This window comes from Micromonospora sp. RHAY321, from assembly GCF_023896955.1.
GTDB lineage: Bacteria > Actinomycetota > Actinomycetes > Mycobacteriales > Micromonosporaceae > Micromonospora.
In genome coordinates this window covers 510,949-529,362 of the sequence record NZ_JAMHIW010000003.1, presented here as the reverse complement: position 1 = coordinate 529,362, position 18,414 = coordinate 510,949, and the positions used below count along the sequence as shown (strand labels likewise).

At 71.6% G+C, this 18,414-nt stretch carries 20 protein-coding genes; 17 read left to right on the top strand and 3 right to left on the bottom strand.

What is annotated here, in order from left to right; translation table 11 throughout:
• Positions 1–113: 113 nt before the first annotated feature.
• The 4 genes from M8C17_RS10555 to M8C17_RS10540 are packed head-to-tail and all read left to right on the top strand — an operon-like array spanning position 114 to position 2,407.
• The gene (locus tag M8C17_RS10555) at positions 114–509 is read left to right on the top strand and encodes a type VII secretion target (protein WP_252416219.1); all 396 of its coding nucleotides are present in this window, start codon (positions 114–116) and stop codon (positions 507–509) included.
• Positions 506–1,432 (top strand): WXG100 family type VII secretion target, encoded by a 927-nt coding sequence (locus M8C17_RS10550; RefSeq protein WP_252416218.1) that lies wholly within the window; start codon positions 506–508, stop codon positions 1,430–1,432. The genes M8C17_RS10555 and M8C17_RS10550 overlap by 4 nt, the downstream gene beginning before the upstream one ends.
• An 11-nt stretch (positions 1,433–1,443) precedes the next feature.
• Positions 1,444–1,791, top strand: a complete 348-nt coding sequence (locus M8C17_RS10545; RefSeq protein WP_252416217.1) for a YbaB/EbfC family nucleoid-associated protein — start codon at positions 1,444–1,446, stop codon at positions 1,789–1,791.
• 4 nt (positions 1,792–1,795) lie between these two features.
• A complete protein-coding gene (locus M8C17_RS10540) occupies positions 1,796–2,407 on the top strand; it encodes a hypothetical protein (protein WP_252416216.1) in 612 nt (203 codons plus the stop codon).
• Here the strand turns inward: M8C17_RS10540 and M8C17_RS10535 are convergent.
• Entirely contained in the window at positions 2,387–4,561 is a 2,175-nt protein-coding gene (locus M8C17_RS10535; RefSeq protein ID WP_252416215.1) for an AAA family ATPase, read from the bottom strand. The genes M8C17_RS10540 and M8C17_RS10535 overlap by 21 nt on opposite strands.
• Positions 4,562–4,975: 414 nt before the next feature.
• On the opposite strand from M8C17_RS10535, the gene M8C17_RS10530 reads away from it, so the two are divergent.
• Genes M8C17_RS10530 through M8C17_RS10520 form a run of 3 tightly spaced genes read left to right on the top strand, consistent with a single transcriptional unit; the run spans position 4,976 to position 7,741 of the window.
• Positions 4,976–5,560 (top strand): winged helix-turn-helix domain-containing protein, encoded by a 585-nt coding sequence (locus M8C17_RS10530; protein ID WP_252416214.1) that lies wholly within the window; start codon positions 4,976–4,978, stop codon positions 5,558–5,560.
• A 40-nt stretch (positions 5,561–5,600) separates the two neighbouring features.
• On the top strand, positions 5,601–6,938 hold the full coding sequence (locus tag M8C17_RS10525; RefSeq protein ID WP_252416213.1) for an MFS transporter: 1,338 nt from the start codon (positions 5,601–5,603) through the stop codon (positions 6,936–6,938).
• The gene (locus M8C17_RS10520; RefSeq protein ID WP_252416212.1) at positions 6,890–7,741 is read left to right on the top strand and encodes a menaquinone biosynthetic enzyme MqnA/MqnD family protein; all 852 of its coding nucleotides are present in this window, start codon (positions 6,890–6,892) and stop codon (positions 7,739–7,741) included. The genes M8C17_RS10525 and M8C17_RS10520 overlap by 49 nt, the downstream gene beginning before the upstream one ends.
• Before the next feature lie 57 nt (positions 7,742–7,798).
• Here M8C17_RS10520 and M8C17_RS10515 read toward each other — a convergent pair whose 3' ends face one another.
• Both M8C17_RS10515 and M8C17_RS10510 read right to left on the bottom strand, forming a co-directional pair.
• Entirely contained in the window at positions 7,799–8,755 is a 957-nt protein-coding gene (locus tag M8C17_RS10515; protein ID WP_252416211.1) for a class A beta-lactamase-related serine hydrolase, read from the bottom strand.
• Positions 8,755–9,744 (bottom strand): hypothetical protein, encoded by a 990-nt coding sequence (locus M8C17_RS10510; protein ID WP_252416210.1) that lies wholly within the window; start codon positions 9,742–9,744, stop codon positions 8,755–8,757. Before M8C17_RS10510 ends, M8C17_RS10515 begins: the two co-directional genes overlap by 1 nt.
• Positions 9,745–10,117: 373 nt before the next feature.
• Here M8C17_RS10510 and paaA point away from each other — a divergent pair, with 373 nt between their 5' ends.
• The 10 genes from paaA to M8C17_RS10460 all read left to right on the top strand — a co-directional run bounded on the left by paaA (position 10,118) and on the right by M8C17_RS10460 (position 18,310).
• Complete coding sequence (paaA, locus tag M8C17_RS10505; RefSeq protein ID WP_252416209.1) at positions 10,118–11,185, top strand: 1,2-phenylacetyl-CoA epoxidase subunit PaaA; 1,068 nt, start codon at positions 10,118–10,120, stop codon at positions 11,183–11,185.
• The gene (gene paaB, locus M8C17_RS10500) at positions 11,182–11,481 is read left to right on the top strand and encodes a 1,2-phenylacetyl-CoA epoxidase subunit PaaB (protein WP_252416208.1); all 300 of its coding nucleotides are present in this window, start codon (positions 11,182–11,184) and stop codon (positions 11,479–11,481) included. The genes paaA and paaB overlap by 4 nt, the downstream gene beginning before the upstream one ends.
• On the top strand, positions 11,478–12,203 hold the full coding sequence (paaC, locus tag M8C17_RS10495; protein WP_252416207.1) for a 1,2-phenylacetyl-CoA epoxidase subunit PaaC: 726 nt from the start codon (positions 11,478–11,480) through the stop codon (positions 12,201–12,203). Before paaB ends, paaC begins: the two co-directional genes overlap by 4 nt.
• 53 nt (positions 12,204–12,256) lie before the next feature.
• Positions 12,257–12,730: a 1,2-phenylacetyl-CoA epoxidase subunit PaaD gene (gene paaD / locus M8C17_RS10490; protein WP_252416206.1), complete on the top strand. Its 474-nt coding sequence runs from the start codon at positions 12,257–12,259 to the stop codon at positions 12,728–12,730.
• Positions 12,727–13,836, top strand: a complete 1,110-nt coding sequence (gene paaE, locus M8C17_RS10485) for a 1,2-phenylacetyl-CoA epoxidase subunit PaaE (RefSeq protein WP_252416205.1) — start codon at positions 12,727–12,729, stop codon at positions 13,834–13,836. Before paaD ends, paaE begins: the two co-directional genes overlap by 4 nt.
• Complete coding sequence (locus tag M8C17_RS10480; protein WP_252416204.1) at positions 13,833–14,228, top strand: hypothetical protein; 396 nt, start codon at positions 13,833–13,835, stop codon at positions 14,226–14,228. The genes paaE and M8C17_RS10480 overlap by 4 nt, the downstream gene beginning before the upstream one ends.
• Before the next feature lie 78 nt (positions 14,229–14,306).
• Positions 14,307–15,497, top strand: a complete 1,191-nt coding sequence (gene mqnC / locus M8C17_RS10475) for a cyclic dehypoxanthinyl futalosine synthase (RefSeq protein ID WP_252416203.1) — start codon at positions 14,307–14,309, stop codon at positions 15,495–15,497.
• Between the two features lie 457 nt (positions 15,498–15,954).
• Positions 15,955–17,181, top strand: a complete 1,227-nt coding sequence (locus tag M8C17_RS10470; RefSeq protein ID WP_252416202.1) for an LPXTG cell wall anchor domain-containing protein — start codon at positions 15,955–15,957, stop codon at positions 17,179–17,181.
• Between the two features lie 108 nt (positions 17,182–17,289).
• Entirely contained in the window at positions 17,290–18,000 is a 711-nt protein-coding gene (locus M8C17_RS10465; protein WP_308209399.1) for a demethylmenaquinone methyltransferase, read from the top strand.
• An 85-nt stretch (positions 18,001–18,085) separates the two neighbouring features.
• Positions 18,086–18,310, top strand: a complete 225-nt coding sequence (locus M8C17_RS10460; RefSeq protein WP_252416201.1) for a hypothetical protein — start codon at positions 18,086–18,088, stop codon at positions 18,308–18,310.
• Positions 18,311–18,414: the final 104 nt, after the last annotated feature.

The window sequence follows — 18,414 nt, the reverse complement described above, 5'->3', positions numbered from 1 at the left end:
TCAAGCCCGCGTGGCCCCGACGCCGTCGCCCGGGGATACCGGCGGCATCGCGAAGTGCCTATGGTGGGGAGCTGCGGCGGCTGACCTGCCGCACAGGACACAGGGGAGGGTCCGTGTCGAGCCCGAGCAACGAGCTGGAGGTCCAGCCGGAGGCCCTGACGGCATTCGCCAAGGCCTCCACCGACCGGGCGGCCCGCTTTCGCGAGCTGCACCGTTCATTTGGCGACGGGCACGTGCCCCGGCACGCGTTCGGTGTGATGCCGGCGTCCTTCAGCCTCGCGGCGACGTACGCCGAGCAGTTCGAGGCGTGCCTGCAGGGGCTGGCCGACGGTGCCGAGGTGATGGCGGACATCGCCGAAGGGCTCGAGGACACCGCCGGCGCCTACACCGGCACCGACGTGGCCAACACCGACATGTTCGTGCCAGGCCGCCCGCCCGCTCCCGACGTCATCGCGCCCGGTCCCTGGTCGAGCAGCGGCGGCGGCCCGAACGGGCAGGTGCCGGCGTGAGCACCGAGGCGTTGCAGCGCAACAAGACCTACTTCGAGCAGATCGTGTCGGGCACCCCCGACCCGTTCAAGCCACTGTCCAACGCGGTGCTCTGGCCCTTCGAGCAGTTGCTCGAACTGGTCGCGGGCGAGCCGGACGACCTGATGAAGGCCGCCCAGCTCTGCCTGACCACCGGCGAGGCGGTCCGCGAGATCGCCGGTGAGCAGATCTCGCACCGGGCCCGCCTTCGAGGTGCCTGGTCGGGCGACGCCGCCGAGAGCTTCCACGCCTCGATGGAGTCGGTGGAGGAGGCGATCGAGGAGCTGGCCCGCGGGTTGGACGGCACGAAGGAGGTGCTGGTCGACGCGGCCAACGCGGCCGTCGACGCGTTCAACCTGCTGGTCGAGCTGATCCTCGAGTTCCTGCTCTGGTTCCTCACCGAGGTGATCATCGCGGCGGTCGCGGCGGCGCTCAGCGCCGGCATCTCCCTCGCGGCGACGGTCGTCCGGGTGCTGGCCAAGCTGGCCACCACCGTCGGCCGCATGGTCAAGATCGTCGCTCGGTTCGCCGAGATCCTGACGAAGCTGGCCACCAAGATGCAGAAGGTCGCCGAACTGCTGATGAAGTACCGCCGCGCGGTGCTGGAGATCCGCAAGGCGAAGAAGGCGTACCGGGCGTGGAACAAGTCGGGGTGGACGGCCGAGGCCAGGGCGTTCCAGATCGAGAAGTTCAAGACGCTCTTCCCGGGCAAGTTCGTGATCAACCACGTGTCCCCGGTCAACGTCCCCGGCCTCGGTGGGGCACTCCTGGACACCGGCGTCGGGATGCACGACATCTCCGACGGCACGAAGGACCGCAACTACCTGGTGGACGGCACGTACCGCGAGGATCTGGGCCCGTACACCAAGGGCGTGCAGAATGTCTTCGACTCCATCCTGACCTGAGAGGGACCGCCATGACCTTTCCCGGTCTGGACCGCATCGAGGCGCTGGCCCGCAACCTGGACGGCTGGCAACGCGAACTGGCCAGCAAGATGACCGAGCTCGAACAGAGCAGCGCCGAGGGTGTCAGCGACTCCGGCCTGGTCCGGGTCACCGCCGCGGCGGACGGCACGATCGTCTCGTCCGAGATCAACGCTCGGGCGATGCGCCTCGACTCGTTCACCCTGGCCGAGGAGTTCACCGCCGCCGCCAGCCGCGCCCAGGAGGCGGCCGCCACCCGGGTACGTGAACTGGTGGGCGAGGTGATCGGCGACGCTCCGGGCGCCGCCCGACCCGCCGGCGACCGCCAGGACCGGTACTGAGCCGATGGCGGACATCAGCTACCAGGAACGACTGACCCAGCTCGTCGACCCGGGGGAGCAGGTGCTCGCCGTCGCGAAGACGGAGGTCGCCCACGGCGTCCTGCCACCTGATCCGCCGGCAGCGGAGCAGCCGGGAGCCTCCGGCACCGGTGGTGGCGGCCGTGTCTCCGGGGCACTGCTCAACCTGATCTCGCCGCTGATCTCCTTCCCGGCGGGGGACCGGCTCGTCGACCGGATCACCCACGGGGTGGCCGGCCGGGGCACCCCGGGCTCGTCCGCCTCCACCCTCCAGCACGCCCGGCGGCCCGTACCCCCGGCGACCACGCTCACCGACACGGTCCTCGCCGTCACCGACCGGCGGCTGCTGGTCTGCGCGTCCGGGCCGGTGAAGCTCTGGTCGAGCGCGGCCGATGACCAGCGGGCGGTGGCCGAGACCCGGATCGTCTGGTCGGCGCCCCGGGCGACGGTGTCCGACGCCCGCGTGGGCTGGCACCGGCTCAACCCGAAGCGCCTCCGGATCGAGTTCACCGACGGCTCCTGGCTGGCCTTCACGGTGCCGCTCGCCGAGTCCGGCCAGCCACTGCGCGAGATCGCCTCAGCTCTGACCGGCCGCTGACGCGGTCAGGAGCGGCGCGGGCAGCGGCTCGTGGTGCAGCACCGCGAGCCGCGACACCGCACGGGTGAGCACCACGTACAACCGGTGCAGCCCGCGCGGCTCGGCCGCGACGATCGCGGCCGGCTCGACCACCACCACGTGGTCGTACTCCAGGCCCTTGACCAGCGTCGCGGGCACCACCGTGACCCGCGCCAGGGTGGCGACGTCGTCGGCGGTCGCGGTCGGGACGCCGACGGCCGCCAGCGCCGCGCGCAGCCCGTCGACCGCGTCGTCCGCCGCGATCACGCCGACCGAGCCGTCGTGCGCGAGCGCCGCCCGCACCTCGGCCACCGTCGCCGCCGTCAGGTCGGTCACGGTACGCACGTCCAGGCCGCCGTCGTGGCGCAGCGACTCGGCCGGCGGTACGTCCACCGCGAGCGCCGGCAGCAGCTGGTTGGCGAACGCGACCACCGCGGCGGGCACCCGGAAGCCGATCGTCAGCGGGACCACCACGGCGTCCGGTTTGCCCAGGTGGAGCAGGGACTCCCGCCAGTCGGTCGCCGCCCACGGCGCGGTGCCCTGGGCGAGGTCCCCGAGGAGGGTGACGGAGCCGTGCTCGCTGCGCCGGGCGATGGCCCGGCACTGCATCGGGGAGAGGTCCTGCGCCTCGTCGACCACCACGTGCCCGAAACCCGAAGGCCGTTCCAGCAGCCCGGCCGCCTCGTCGACCAGCACCGCGTCGGCGGCGGTCCAGCGGGTCGCCTTCGCGGTACGGGCCGGCTTCGCCCACACCAGCAGCGCCTGCTCGGCGTCGCTGAGCAGCCCGTCGGCCGCGGCGGCGAGCCGGGCCGGGTCGGCGAGCAGGCCGTACACCAGCCCTTCGGGGGTGAGCGCCGGCCAGACCGCGTCCAGGAAGTCGACCACCGGTCGGCACCGGCCCATCCGGCGCAACCACGCGTCGCCGGGCGATTCCGCCCGACGCGCCTCGGCCTGCCGCTGCAACAGGCTCACCACCCGAGCCCGGACCCGCTCCCTGCCGGTGCCGTAGGGCAGCCCTTCCCGGCGGGTCTCCTCGACGATCCGGTACAGCGGGTCCACCCCGATCCGCCACCGGAACGACCCGTCCGACACGGTGATCGGCTCCGTCGGCGTACCGATCTGTGCCCGCACCGCGCGCTGCAGCACGCTGGCCATCCGTACGTCGTGCTTGAGCGCGGCCACCGCGGACGGCTCGACCGCCCGCACCGGCACCCGGGAGATCAGCTCCTCCACCGTCGCCTGCTCGACCTCGACCTCACCCAGCGCCGGCAGCACCGCCGCGATGTACGACAGGAACGCCCGGTTCGGCCCGACGATCAGCACACCGGCCCGCCGCAACCGCTCCCGGTGCAGGTACAGCAGGTACGCGGCCCGGTGCAGACCGACGGCCGTCTTCCCGGTGCCCGGCGCGCCCTGCACGCAGATCGAGTCGGCCAGGTCCGCCCGGACCAGCTCGTCCTGCTCCGGCTGGATGGTGGCGACGATGTCCCGCATCGGCCCCACGCGCGGCCGCTCGATCTCGGCGGTGAGGATCCGGCTCGTCGTACCCAGCTCCTCGCCCCGGTCCAGCCGCTCGTCCTCGAAGCTGGTCAGCACCCCGTTGCTGAACCCGAACCGGCGCCGGACCGCCACCCCCTGCGGATCCCGCGCACTGGCCCGGTAGAACGACCGCGAGACCGGCGCCCGCCAGTCCAGCACCAACGGCTCGCCCCGCTCATCGGTGACATGCCGCCGACCCACGTGATAGCGCCGCCCGGCGTGATCGCTGCCGCTGCTCGCGCCGACCGCGGTGGTGCCGGCGTCGGTCGTGCCCATGCTGTCGGTCGTGTCTGACCCGAAAGTTGTGTCGGCGTTCGATGCTGGGGTGCCCTCGGTGGTCGTGTTGTCCCCGCCGAAGTCCAGGCGGCCGAAGAAGAGCGGTGTGGTGGGGTCGTCGGCCAGTTCAGCTACCCGACGGGCCAGGGTGCGGCCGAGCGTCTCCGCGGCGTATGCGTCACCGGCCACCTGATCGCCGGTCGCGAAGAGGGCTTCGGCCCGCTCCCGCATCCGTCGTAGTGCCTCCCGCGAGGTGGCCAGGTGTGCGCGCTCGGCGGTCAGATCGGTGTCGAGGTCGGTTTCGAGGTCGAGTGCGTGCATGCTGACGTCCCATCGTTCACATCTGCTGCGCGCTCGCGTGTCCGGGGGCGGATGGCCGGCCGCCCGGCGCGGGGACGTCCGTTCCGGTGCAGCTCACCTCGGCCGTCAAGCGGCCTGCAACCCTACGCTTCCAAGCCCGGCCCTTCCAGCGAATTACCGACCCGACCACCCGATCGAGACGGCGTGGCGCAGCGACGGAGGGGCGGAACGCCGAGAGGTGTGCGTTTGGCGCTGCGGTGGCGCGCTCCACCCTGGGCCCGGGCGCGGTCGGACTGCTGTTCGTCGGTGTCAGCAGCGCCGGTGGTAGAGGTCGCGGCGGGGCGTTGATAGCTGACCGGGCGCCTGCCCAGGGGGCGAGCGCGGTGGAACGCGGGGGCGATGGCGGGTCGCGCGGATGGCCGGGATCATGGGGTCATGACCGAGGCCCGTCCCGAGTCCCGTCGGATGACGATCAGTGACCCGCAGGTGATGCGGGCGCTGGCCCATCCGGCCCGGATCGCGATCATGGAATACCTGAGCAGTCGCGAGGGTGGCGGGACCGCCACCGAGTGCGCGGAGATCGCCGGGCTGTCGCCGAGCGCGACCAGCTACCACCTGCGGGCGCTGGCGAAGTTCGGCCTGATCGAGCAGGCGCCGAGTCGGGGGGACGCGCGCGAGCGGGTGTGGCGCACGTTCAGCTCCAACTGGATGGTCGACGCGGGCCGCGAGGCCGGTCCCGACGCGCGTGCGGCCGAGCAGGCGCTGGTGGAGGCGCACGCGGTTCGGGACATGGAACGGACCAGGGACTGGTTGCGGCGCGCCGGCGAGGAGCCGGCCGAGTGGTATGACGTGGCGCTGTTCAGCGACACCCTGCTGCTGCTCACCGCAGAGGAAATGGCCGGGGTGAACGAGGCGGTGTCGGCGGTGTTGGAGCCCTACCGCCAGCGCCACCGTCGGGCCGATCCGCCGCCGGGGTCGCGGGCCGTCTCGGTGCAGTACCACGTGGTGCCGCTGCCGTAGGGGCTTGTGCCGACCAGTTGTGAAGCATTATTTTCGAAGTATGTCCTTCACAACTGTCGAGTCGCGCTGGCCGGATGTCTGGCTCGCCGCCACCGCGCGGGGCACCACGATCTGCGGCGACTTCCTCGCGGCCACCGCGCTCGCGCTGGCCCTGCAGGGTGCCGGCGCCGGTGGGCTCGCCGTGTCGGGGCTGCTGTTGGCCGCCACCCTCCCTCTCGTGCTGCTTGCCCCACTGGCTGGCCGGCTCGCCGACCGGGTGGACAGCCGTACCCTGCTGGTCACCGTCGGGCTGGCGCAGGCGGCGATCTGCGCGCTGCTCGCCCTCGCCGACCATCCGGTCCTGGTGGTCGGGCTCGTCACGCTGCTCGCGTGCGGGCTCGCGGTGACCCAGCCCTGCCTGGCGGCGCTGCTGCCGGCGATGGTCCGCCGCGAGGACCTGCCCCGGGCGAGCGCGATCAGCCAGACGGCTGTCTCCCTTGGTGCGCTCGGCGGGCCGGTGCTGGCCGGGCTGCTGGTGGGGCAGTTCGGCACGCGCGTACCGCTGCTGCTCGACGCCGCGACCTACCTGGCGCTGGTGGTCGCGGGCCTGCTGCTGCGGACCCGTCGCGGTGGTCGGCGGAGTGCCGCCACGACGGCCACCCCGGCCAACCCAGGCGGTACGGCGAAGGGCTGGCGGCTGCGGCGGGACCCGCTGATGCTCGTCATGGTGGTCAGTACCGCGGTGGTGATCGCGGCGATCGGCGGAATCAACGTGATCGAGGTCTTCTTCATCCGGGAGACCCTGAACGGCTCGCCGACCACCTACGGGCTGGTCAGTGCCGCCTGGATGGCCGGGATGCTGCCCGGTGGCTGGCTGGCCGCCCGGCTCGCCAGGCGGCTCACCGACGATGCCGCGCTGGTCCGTGGCGTGCTGGTCACGTTGGCCGGTTGCAGCCTGATGGTGCTGCTCGCCGCGACGGTGCCGACGGCGGCCCTGCTGGTGCCGCTCTGGCTGGTGGGCGGCGCGGCCAACGGCGGCGAGAACGTCTTCGCCAACCTGCTCACCGCTCGTCGGGTGCCGGAGGCGATGCGCGCCCGGGCGTACGCCAGCTACGGCGCTGCGGTGCAGGGCGGCTCGATGACCGGCTTCCTGCTCGGCGGCGCGCTGCTCGCCGCCGCTCCGCCCCGGCCCCTGATCGCCGGCGCCGGCGTGGCAGGGCTCCTGGTGGTGCTGGTCTTCGTGCCGGTCGTCGCCCGGGCCGTACGGCGGCCGGCCGAGGCGGATGCGGGCTTGGCCACTCCGGGCCGGCCCGCCGAGCCGAAGCCGGAGGCCAGGGATACGGTCGGGTCATGGCTGAGCGCGTCGCACGTCCCCGGGTCGGGCACATCCAGTTCCTGAACTGCCTGCCGATCTACTGGGGTCTGATGCGCTCCGGAGCGCTGCTCGACGTCGACCTGCACAAGGATTCGCCGGACCGGTTGAGCGCCTCGCTGGTCGCCGGTGACCTGGACATCGGCCCGATCACCCTCGTGGAGTACCTGAAGCACGCCGACGAGCTGCTGCTCCTGCCGGACCTGGCGGTGGGCAGCGACGGGCCGGTGCTGTCGGTCAACATCGTCTCCACGAAGCCCCTCGCCGAGCTGGACGGCGCCCGGGTGGCGCTCGGCTCGACCTCGCGGACCGGCGTGATGCTGGCCCAGTTGCTGCTCGCCGAGCAGTACGACGTCCACCCCGACTACTTCCGCTGCCCGCCGGACCTGACCCAGATGCTGCTGGAGGCCGAGGCCGGGGTGCTGATCGGGGACGTGGCTCTGCGGGCGTTGTACGAGGCACCCCAGCGGGGCCTCACGGTCACCGACCTCGGGCAGGCGTGGCGCGAGTGGACCGGGCTGCCGATGGTCTTCGCGGTGTGGGCGGTCCGCCGTGACTTCGCCGCCGCGCATCCGGGGCTGGTCAAGGAGGTGCACGAGGCGTTCCTGCGCTCGCGTGACCTCTGCCTGGCGGAGCTGGACCAGGTCGCCGAGGCGGCGGCCCGGTGGGAGACGTTCGACGCCGAGACGCTGGCCACGTACTTCCGGACCCTGGACTTCTCCCTCGGCGACCGGCAGGTCGCCGGGCTGCGCGAGTTCGCCCGGAGGGCCGCCGCGCTCGGCGAGGTCCCGGAGCTGCCGGACGGCGGCCCGGAGTTCTTCGCCGGCTGAGCCGCCGGCCCGGCGCGGTCTACTCCGTGAGCCGGTAGCCGAGGCGGGAGGGCGAGGTCAGGCTCCGGGGCGGAGCAGTGCCTCGGTGATCTTCTCGCAGTTCTTCATGCCGTAGTCGTAGCCCATGTTGATCGGGTACTTGACCATCACGCCCATCGTCCAGGTGTCGCCGATGGCCAGGCAGTTGATGTGCATCTCCTGCTCCCTGGTCCGGTCGATCCACCCGTTCTTGATGGCGATCTGCTTCTGCTCCGCGGCCGGGAAGGCCTTGCGGATGCCGAAGTCACCGGCGCCGCGGACCAGCTTCATCTCGTTGAGCAGCCACGTGGTCCACTTCGGCCCGGCGGCGGTGCCGGTGGCGATGCAGTTGCCCAGCCGGGCGGTGTCCCGGGGGGAGAGCGCCGTCCGGCTCCAGCCCTTGTCCGGGGCGACGCTGCTGTCGGTCAGCTTGCACATGGAGAGCAGACGCCGGATCGAGGCGTCCCGGCCGACCGAGTTGTAGAACTGCTCGGCCCGGGTGTTGTCGCTGTCGCGGATGATGCGCGTGGCGTCGGCGAGCTTCGCGTCGCTCGGCGTCTCGCCGGCGTCGGCGGCGCGACGCAGATAGTCGGCGACGATCCACGATTTGATCATCGAAGCGGTGGTGCTGGTCTCGTTCATGTTCTTGGAGCCGATGATCTTCCCGGTGCGGCGGTCGAGCACGCTCCAGGAGTACCAGCCCTCGATGTCCAGGTTGAGGTCCTTGGCCTGGAACGGCAGCGGCTCCAGCGACGGGCTGGGGCTCGGGCTCGGTGCCGGCTGGCGGGCGCTGCGGTCGGTGGGGGTGCCGGTGGACCGGTCACTGGTCGTGCCCGAGTCGCCCCAGCGGGCGGCGGCGGACGACTCGAACGGCGACCCCGGGATCAGGCGCAGGGACACCAGCACCAGCCCGATCAGGATGACCGCGATCGCGATCAGCCGCAGCGGGGATGCTTCACCGCCGCCTCGCCGGTCCGCCCGACGGTTGCCGGCCATCAGAGCTTCCCGGCCGGCTGCTGCGGCACCTTGAGCGCGGCGCCGGGCTGCGGGGTGACGAGTTGGGTGGCCACGCTGGCGCAGACCTGGGCGCCGTAGTCCAGGCTGGACTTGATCGAGTACCGCAGCATCACCGCGAGGCTCCACTTGCCGTTGACGGCGAGGCAGTTGACGTGCCAGTTGCCGTCGTAGTTGAGCGGCGTCCAGCCGTTCTTCATGCTGACCGGGCCCTGGGCGGTGATCGACTTCGGCAGGCCGTTGATGATCCCCCAGCGGCCGCCGCCGTAGGTGGCCTTCTGGTCCTTGGCCGCCGTGGTGCCCCTGACCTTGCTCATCTGATCCAGCACCCATTTGGTCCACTTCGGGCCGGCGGCCTTGCCGTCGGCGATGCAGTCGCCGAGCCGGGCCGCGTCGCGCGGGGACATCCGGGTGAAGCTCCAATAGCCGGTGTACGGCTCGACGTTGCCGCGCTTGGTGTCGGTCAGCCCGCAGATCTTGATCGCCCGCTGGATCACCGCGTCGGGCGTGCTGCTCTTCGAGGGCTTGTACGAGCCGCCCGCGGCGGCGTGCACCTTGTTGGCTGCGCCGTCGTTGCTGTCGATGATGGCGAGCCGGGCCGCCTCCTTCAGCGCGGCCGACGGCTCCTTGTCCTTGAGCTGCCGGAGGTAGTCGGAGACGATCCAGGCCTTGATCATCGACTCGGTGGAGCTGGTCGCGGTCATGTTCGGCGACCCGGAGATCGTGCCCGTCTCCCGGTCCAGCAGGGCCCAGGAGAAGAACTCGCCCTTGAAATTCACCGACACCGGGCCAGCCGCCAGCGTGGGCGGTGGCGGAGGGGTGGGCGAGGGCGCGGCGACACTTCCGGCGCCGCCACCGCCGCCTCCGCTGCTGTCGTCGCCGGCGAGCCGGGCGTACGCGGCGGGAACCAGCAGGACGCCACCGAGCAGAACCGCCACGACGGCGAACACCATGATCACGCGGGATCGCATGAGTTGGGTGAGCTCCAGATGTCAGGGCCGGGGGGACCGGCTTGTTGTCCGGGGCGACCGGTGCGATCGCCGAGGCCGGGGGAGGTGGCCTCTGTGGAGACGGCGATTCTGGGCAGCCGATCGTGTGACCGGCAGAAGTCTACGTCTGGACGGGCCGACCACCAGAGCCCGACACCTGCCGAGGTGCAATAAAGGCGGGATATCGAGACGGTATGCGGCTTCTAGGGGGATTCATCTTTGTGCAGTGAGCCAAGTCATAGTCAGCTCGGTCGCTCTGCGTGAGTGGCAACCGCCCAAACCGTGACGGAAGGTGACTCGGGTTTCCTGTTACACCCCCTAGTGCATCGGGGCGCAAGCTGTAACACTTGTCCTCATGTATGGCAACGACTTCTCCGCCCCGGACGACGCAACCGGCGGCGGCCTTCTCGGCGAGGTCGAGGCGGCCGAGGCCGAGCTGCGTGCCGCCGCCGCGCGTCAGCGCCGCGGCGCCCCCGCACCCGACGAGGACCTGGCGACGTACTTCGACGAGGTGGTCGGCGCGGAGCAGAAGATCGAGCCGCGCGACTGGATGCCGGAGGCGTACCGCAAGACGCTGATCCGGCAGATCGCCCAGCACGCCCACTCCGAGATCATCGGCATGCAGCCGGAGGGAAACTGGATCAGCCGGGCGCCGTCGCTCAAGCGCAAGGCGATCCTGCTGGCCAAGGTGCAGGACGAGGCGGGCCACGGCCTCTATCTCTACGCCGCCGCCGAGACCCTCGGCGTCAGCCGCGACGAGTTGGTCCGGCTGTTGCTCGAAGGGCGGCAGAAGTACAGCTCGATCTTCAACTACCCCACGTTGACCTGGGCTGACATGGGTGCCATCGGCTGGCTGGTCGACGGCGCGGCGATCGTCAACCAGGTGCCCCTGTGCCGCTGCTCCTACGGCCCGTACGCCCGGGCCATGATCCGGGTCTGCAAGGAGGAGTCGTTCCACCAGCGCCAGGGCTACGAGATCCTGCACACCCTCGCGCACGGCACCCCCGCGCAGCAGGCCATGGCCCAGGACGCGGTGGACCGCTGGTGGTACCCGTCGCTGGCCATGTTCGGCCCGCCGGACGGCAACTCCACGCACTCCGCCCAGTCGATGGCCTGGAAGATCAAGCGCTTCTCCAACGACGATCTGCGGCAGCGCTTCGTGGACATGTGCGTCCAGCAGGCGGACATCCTCGGCTTGCGCATCCCGGATGACGACCTGCGCTGGAACGAGGAGCGGCAGGCGTACGACTACACCCAGCCGGACTACGACGAGCTGATGCGGGTGATCTCCGGCGACGGGCCGTGCAACCGGGAGCGGATGGCACACCGGCGGGCCGCGTACAACGACGGCGCGTGGGTGCGCGAGGCCGCTGCGGCGTACGCCGCCAAGCGGGCGGAACAGAAGGAGAAGGTAGCGGCGTGAGCGAGTCAACCAGCAGGGAGCAGACGCCACTGTGGGAGGTCTTCGTGCGTGCCCGGCGCGGGCTGTCGCACACCCACGTCGGCAGCCTGCACGCCCCCGACGCCGAGCTGGCCCTGCGCAACGCCCGCGACCTCTACACGCGGCGGCAGGAGGGCGTGTCGATCTGGGTGGTGCCGGCCGGTGCGATCACCGCCTCCAGCCCGGACGAGAAGGACGCCTTCTTCGATCCGGCCGCCGACAAGGTCTACCGCCATCCCACCTTCTACGAGGTGCCGGACGGGGTGGCCCACCTGTGAACGGTCCCCTCGACTTCACCCTCGCCCTCGGCGACGACGCGCTGATCGCCGCGCAACGGCTGGCCGAGTGGACCAGTCGCGCGCCGGAGATGGAAGAGGACATCGCGCTGACCAACATCGCCCTCGACCAGCTCGGCGCGGCCCGCCTGCTGCTGTCGTACGCGGGCGAGCTGGAGGGCGCCGGCCGGGACGAGGACGCGTTGGCGTACCTGCGTGACGACCGCGAGTTCCGCAACGTCCTGCTGGTCGAGCTGCCCAACGGCGACTTCGCGGTGACCATGGCGAAGCTGTTCTTCCTGGCGGCGTACCAACTGCCGCTGTACACCGCGCTGGCCGGATGCGCCGACGAGCGGCTGGCCGCGATCGGCGCCAAGGCGCGCAAGGAGTCGGCGTACCACCTGGACCACGGTGCACTGTGGGTGAAGCGGCTCGGCGACGGCACCGAGGAGTCGCACCGCCGGATGCAGGCGGCCGTCGACCAGGTCTGGCCGTACACGCAGGAGCTGTTCGCGGCGGATCCGGCGGCGCCGGTCGACCCGGCCACCCTCCGGTCGGCCTTCGACGAGACCGTCGGCCCGGTGCTGACCGAGGCGACGCTCACCCGACCGGAGAGCGCCTGGGCGCCCGGCGGCGGGCGGGCCGGGGTGCACACCGAGCACCTGTCCTACCTGCTGGCCGAGATGCAGGTCCTGCATCGCGCCCACCCGGGAGCCAGGTGGTGAGCGCGAGGAGTGCAGCGCAGCGGAGCCCCGCAGTCGCGAACGAACGAGGAACCGTGAGCGCGCGGGACGCTGTCGCGGCCGTCGTGGACCCGGAGATCCGGGTGATCACCATCGACGAGCTGGGCATCCTCCGCGCGGTCGAGGAGGACCTGGTCAGCGGTCGGGTCACCGTCACCATCACGCCGACGTACACCGGCTGCCCGGCGATGGACGTGATCCGGGCCGACATCCGCCGCGCGCTGGCCGTCGCCGGTCACCCGGACGCCGAGGTCCGCACGGTCTTCAGCCCGGCGTGGAGCACCGACTGGATCAGCGACGGCGGGCGGGCCAAGCTCGCCGCCGCCGGGATCGCCCCGCCGGCCCCGGTGCCCACCGCCGGCGTGGTGCCGCTGACCCTCGCGGTGCGCTGCCCGCTCTGCGGCTCCCCGGAAACCGAGCAGGTCAGCCGCTTCGGCTCCACGGCGTGCAAGGCGCTGTGGCGTTGCCGCTCCTGCGCCGAACCCTTCGACCACCTGAAGGCGCTGTGACAGTCACGATCACCCGTCCGGTCCGCCGCCGGCCGGTCTTCCACCCGCTACCGGTCGCCGCCGTCGACCGGCTCACCGACGACTCCGTGGCGGTCACCTTCGCCGTGCCCGAGGAGTTGCGGGAGACCTTCGCGTTCCGCGCGGGTCAGCACCTCACCGTGCGACGGGTGGCCGACGACGGCACCGACGTGCGCCGGTCGTACTCCATCTGCTCCACCCCCGACGACCTTGCGCGGGACGGCCGGCTCCGGATCGGGGTGCGGGAGATCCCGGGAGGCGCGTTCTCGGCCTTCGCCTGCGGTGCCCTGCGCGGCGGTGACACCGTCGAGGTGCTGCCGCCGCTGGGCACCTTCACCACGGCCTTCACGCCGGACCGCGCGCGGCACTACGGCGCGGTCGTCGCCGGCTCGGGGATCACGCCGGTGCTCGCGCTGGTCGCGACCGCCCTGGCCGTCGAGCCGGCCAGCACCTTCACCCTGGTGTACGGCAACCGCACGGCGAACACGGTGATGTTCGCCGAGGAGTTGGCCGACCTGAAGGACCGGTATCCCACCCGGCTGCACCTGGTGCACGTGCTCTCCCGCGAGCAGGGCGAGTCACCACTGCTCTCCGGGCGGATCGACGCCGAGCGGTTGACCCGGTTGCTGGGCACCATCGTGCCGCGGGACGCCATCGAGGAGTGGTTCCTCTGCGGCCCGTACGCCATGGTGGTCGACGTCCGCGACGTGCTGACCGCGCGCGGGCTGCCCGAGGCCGCGGTGCACACCGAGTTGTTCCACGTCGACGCGCCGCCGGAGCCGGTGCGCCGTCCGGTGGACCAGCCGGGTGCCGGGGCCGAGGTCACCATCGTGCTGGACGGCCGGTCGTCGAGCTTCACGATGGGCCGCGAGGAGCGGGTGCTGGACGCCGCGCTGAAGGTGCGCGGCGAGCTGCCGTACGCCTGCAAGGGTGGCGTCTGCTCGACCTGCAAGGCGAAGGTCGTCGACGGCGCGGTCACGATGGCCCGCAACTACGCGCTGGAGCCCGACGAACTGGCCGCCGGCTACGTCCTGACCTGCCAGTCCAGCCCGACGACCGACAAGCTCACGGTGGACTACGACGCATGACCGACGACCGGCAGTTCGTCGAGAGGTTCGCCGAGGTCACCGGGGGACGGCGTCCGACCGGTTTCGTGGAGGGGTGGGAGCAGTTCGTCGGGTTCTGTGAGGAGGGCTACGACGACGTGCTCGACGAGTACTGGTTCGACCTGAGCGTCCGGCAGAGGATCGAGACCGCGCTGACCGACGACCGGTTGCGGGATTTCCCGCAGATGGGATGGTTCCGGGAGCAGGTCGGGGCGGTGGACGAGCGGTTCCGGGCGGTGCTCTCCGAGGAGCGGTTCCCGGCGCGGACCGAGCTGCCGTGGTGGGAGGCGTACCTGCCGGCCTGGGCGGGGCCGGTGCTCGCCGAGGAGCTGTGGAGCACCTACGGCGTGCGCGTCGAGGTACGCGGGAGCTGACGGCTGCCGGCTGTGGGACATGCCGCACGACGCCGGGGCCAGGCGGTCGAGCCGGGTGGGCCGACGTAGGCTCGGGGTGTGACGGTGAGCCGGGAGATCGACGACATCCTGCAGCGCGGCGCGGACGGCGGGCGGATCACGCCCGAGGAGGCGCTGCTGCTCTACACCGAGGCGCCCTTCCACGCGCTGGGCGAGGCGGCCGACGCGGTGCGTCGGCGACGCTACCCGGACAACGTCGTCACCTACCTGATCGACCGCAATATCAACTACACCAACGTCTGCGTGACGGCGTGCAAGTTCTGCGCCTTCTACCGGGCGCCCAAGCACAAGGAAGGGTGGACCCACCCGACCGAGGAGATCCTTCGCCGGTGCGGCGAGGCGGTCGAGCTTGGCGCGACCCAGGTGATGCTCCAGGGCGGGCACCACCCGGACTACGGCGTCGAGTACTACGAGGAGTTGTTCTCCTCGGTCAAGCAGGCGTACCCGCAGCTGGTCATCCACTCGATCGGCCCCAGCGAGATCCTGCACATGGCCAAGGTCTCCGGGGTGAGCCTGGACGAGGCCATCGCCCGGATCAAGACCGCCGGCCTGGACTCGATCGCCGGCGCCGGTGCGGAGATGCTGCCCGAGCGGCCCCGCAAGGCCATCGCGCCCCTCAAGGAGTCGGGTGAGCGGTGGCTGGAGGTCATGGAGCTGGCCCACCGGCAGGGCATCGAGTCGACCGCCACCATGATGATGGGCACCGGCGAGACGCACGCCGAGCGGATCGAGCACCTGCGCATGATCCGCGACGTGCAGGACCGCACCCGTGGTTTCCGGTCCTTCATCCCGTGGACGTACCAGCCGGAGAACAACCACCTCAAGGGCCGCACCCAGGCGACCACGCTGGAATACCTGCGGCTCGTCGCGGTGGCCCGACTCTTCTTCGAGACCGTGCCGCACCTCCAGGCGTCCTGGCTGACGACCGGCAAGGACGTCGGGCAGCTCGCGCTGCACATGGGCGTGGACGACCTCGGCTCGATCATGCTGGAGGAGAACGTCATCTCCTCCGCCGGTGCCCGGCACCGCTCCAACCTGCACGAGCTGATCGGCATGATCCGCTCGGCGGACCGCATCCCGGCGCAGCGGGACACCCTCTACAACCGTCTGGCCGTGCACCACACGCCGGCCGACGACCCGACCGACGAGCGGGTGGTCTCGCACTTCTCCTCGATCGCTCTGCCCGGCGGCGGTGCCGGTCGGTCCCTGCCGCTGGTCGAGGTCAACTGAGGCTGGTCGTACCCCGGCCGTTCGGCTGACCGGGGCTCGTGCTCCCGCCCGGGTGCCCTCGGCGGTACGGGTGGTCCCGGCCGCTACGACGTCCGAGCTGCCCGGTCAGGGCTGGTGGAGATGATCGCCGGCCGCTAGCGTCCCGCCTCGTATCCGTCGCCACCGTGCGCGGGACCCGCCGGCGCGGATCGGCGGAATCGGCGCGACGGTGCTGGTGGCGGGTGGTCTCATTGTCCTGGCCACCGCGCCACGAGGGCGGTCCTCCATCGACCCGTGAGGGTCGTTCATATAACGCACGGCGGTACGGGCGGGATGGGCGACCATTCCGCCCGTACCGTCTTCCCACCCCCGACCGGACGGATGAAAAGCGGCCCCGCGCGCTGGCGCGGGAGATCGACCTCGGATAACGTCCGCTCGTTCCGCAACCACTCTTTCTTCCCTATCCCCCGGGGGACTGATGACAGCGTTCCACCGCTCGGCCCTGGCGCGCGTCGGCGTCGTGGCCCTGCTCGCGGCCGGTGGCCTCGCCACCGTGGCCGCCCCCGCGTACGCCGCCGACGGGGCCGACCTGGCCCTGACGCCGATCAGCTCCGAGTTGGCCAAGGGCGTCAAGGCGGCCAAGGCTAAGCCCTTCAAGTTCACGGTCGACAACACCCGCAGCACGGTCGACGCCAAGGGCGTCAGCTACACCGTGGACACCAGCCGGTTGAAGAAGAACAAGGTCGGGGTCCTGGTGCCCGACGGCTGCCAGGTGCAGGGCAGGAAGTTCACCTGCCCGCTCGGCGACGTGCCGGCCGGCACCAGCGAGGACTTCGGCGTCCCGCTCTTCTCCACCGGCGGTCGCGGCGACGCCGGCACGCTGGTGGTCACCATCAACTCGGCCACCTCCGATCCTCAACCTCTCGACAACGAGGTCGAGCACGAGATCACCGTCACCAAGCCCGGCTACGACCTGACCAGCTGGGTGCAGGACGTCAACGCCAACGTCGTGGTGAACGGCGTCAAGGGCGACGACCCCGACCTGCGGCCCGTGCGGCCTGGTGAGACCGTGCCGCTGGACTGGGCGGTCTACAACGACGGCAGCCGCAAGGCCACCGGCCTCTCGTACGTGCTCACGCTCCCGGCGGGCGTCACCTTCGCCACCCTGCCGGACACCTGCGAGCAGCAGACCTTCGGCGGTATCGCCCAGGCGCTCTGCCAGGACGACGGCGCGGTGATCAAGCCAGGTGAGTACTACACGGCGGACATCAAGGTGACGGTCGGCGCGGACGTCACCGAGCCCGTGCTGCGCGTCGGTGAGCTGTTCGCGCAGGGTCTGGACGGCTCGGCGGGTCAGCCCGAGGAGCAGCCGGAACTGGCCACCAGCGCCCAGCGGAAGTCCTTCACCGAGACCGACGAGGTCGACAACCAGGCGATCTTCGACGTCTTCGTCGACCTGACCGTGCAGCCCTCGCCCACCCCGACGGCCACGCCGAGCCCGAGCGGCTCGGCGACGCCGGGCGCGACCACGTCGCCGACCGCCGGTGGTGGCTCCGGCGGCGGACTGCCGGTGACCGGTGTGCAGGCAGGTCTGATCGGCGGCATCGGCGGCATCATCCTGCTCGCGGGCGGCGCGTTGCTGGTGCTCTCCCGCCGGCGCAAGGTCGTCCTGGTCGCACCGGGCGACGAGAAGTCGACCGACTGACGACGACGCGACGCGAGGGCGGGGTGGGCGACCACCCCGCCCTTTCGCGTACGGGGCCCCGCGCCACCCGACGGTCGTCGGCTCGACGGCGGCTGGCAGAGTGGAGGGGTGAGCCGTACCCCGCAGGGCCAGCGCGCCAGTCTGGACAAGCAGCCGCACGAGGTCGCCGCGATGTTCGACGGCGTGGCCGAGCGCTACGACCTGACCAACACGGTGCTCTCCTTCGGCCAGGACCGCTCCTGGCGTCGGTCCACCCGCGCGGCGCTCGGGCTGCGGCCCGGCGAGCGGGTGCTGGACGTCGGCGCGGGCACCGGCGTCTCGACGCGGGAGCTGGCCCAGTCGGGGGCGTACGCGGTCGGTGCCGACCTGTCGCTGGGCATGCTGTACGCCGGCAAGCGGGTCAGGCCCGAGGTGCCGCTGCTGGCGGGCGACGCCCTGCGGCTGCCGTTCGCCGACGCCAGCTTCGACGCGGTGACCATCTCCTTCGCGCTGCGCAACGTCAACGACACCGACGCCGCGCTGCGCGAGCTGGCCCGGGTCACCCGGCCCGGTGGACGGCTGGTGGTCTGCGAGTTCAGCACCCCGGTCAACCCGGCGTTCCGGACGGTCTACCTGTCGTACCTGATGCGGTCGCTGCCGGCGGTGGCCCGTTCGGTGTCCAGCAACCCCGAGGCGTACGTCTACCTGGCCGAGTCGATCCGCGCCTGGCCGGACCAGGCGGCGCTGGCCGGGCGGGTCGCGGCGGCGGGCTGGGGCCGGGTGGCCTGGCGCAACCTGACCGGCGGCGTGGTCGCGCTGCACCGGGGGATCCGCGAGTAACGCCGGACCACGGCGCGGGCGCGGACGATATTCAGATTTCGTGAATATCCGACTTTAGTCCACTTTGCCCCGTACGCTCGTCCGCATGACCGGAGCAGACCCGGCGGACCCGGTGGCCGCCACCGACGACGACGCGGCCGAACTCATCGCGCAGTTGCGCGCGCTGGCCGGTGCCGATCCGGCGGACGTCCGGCAGGTCGTCGCCGAGGTGCTGGGCGCGCTGGATCGGGCGGCAGGGGGCGCGCTGCGCGAGCACCTGCCGGAGACGATCCGGGTCGACGCAGGCCTCGACGCGCCCAGCCCGGCCTGACACCTGGCCGCTGTGGACGGTCATTGGCTGTCACATCGGCGAGTTAGGTACCCCTGATCCTGCGCAGGTATGACGCCGGTCATACACTCGTCCCGTCTGGCTTG

Excerpts from the sequence above, each read along its gene's own strand:
- M8C17_RS10470 (WP_252416202.1), top strand. The coding sequence starts at position 15,955 with ATGACAGCGTTCCACCGCTCGGCCCTGGCGCGCGTCGGCGTCGTGGCC.
- M8C17_RS10530 (WP_252416214.1), top strand. The coding sequence starts at position 4,976 with ATGACCGAGGCCCGTCCCGAGTCCCGTCGGATGACGATCAGTGACCCG.
- M8C17_RS10510 (WP_252416210.1), bottom strand. The coding sequence starts at position 9,744 with ATGCGATCCCGCGTGATCATGGTGTTCGCCGTCGTGGCGGTTCTGCTC.
- M8C17_RS10545 (WP_252416217.1), top strand. The coding sequence starts at position 1,444 with ATGACCTTTCCCGGTCTGGACCGCATCGAGGCGCTGGCCCGCAACCTG.
- M8C17_RS10520 (WP_252416212.1), top strand. The coding sequence starts at position 6,890 with ATGGCTGAGCGCGTCGCACGTCCCCGGGTCGGGCACATCCAGTTCCTG.
- M8C17_RS10460 (WP_252416201.1), top strand. The coding sequence starts at position 18,086 with ATGACCGGAGCAGACCCGGCGGACCCGGTGGCCGCCACCGACGACGAC.
- M8C17_RS10525 (WP_252416213.1), top strand. The coding sequence starts at position 5,601 with ATGTCCTTCACAACTGTCGAGTCGCGCTGGCCGGATGTCTGGCTCGCC.
- M8C17_RS10540 (WP_252416216.1), top strand. The coding sequence starts at position 1,796 with ATGGCGGACATCAGCTACCAGGAACGACTGACCCAGCTCGTCGACCCG.
- paaA (WP_252416209.1), top strand. The coding sequence starts at position 10,118 with ATGTATGGCAACGACTTCTCCGCCCCGGACGACGCAACCGGCGGCGGC.
- M8C17_RS10515 (WP_252416211.1), bottom strand. The coding sequence starts at position 8,755 with ATGGCCGGCAACCGTCGGGCGGACCGGCGAGGCGGCGGTGAAGCATCC.
- M8C17_RS10480 (WP_252416204.1), top strand. The coding sequence starts at position 13,833 with ATGACCGACGACCGGCAGTTCGTCGAGAGGTTCGCCGAGGTCACCGGG.
- M8C17_RS10535 (WP_252416215.1), bottom strand. The coding sequence starts at position 4,561 with ATGCACGCACTCGACCTCGAAACCGACCTCGACACCGATCTGACCGCC.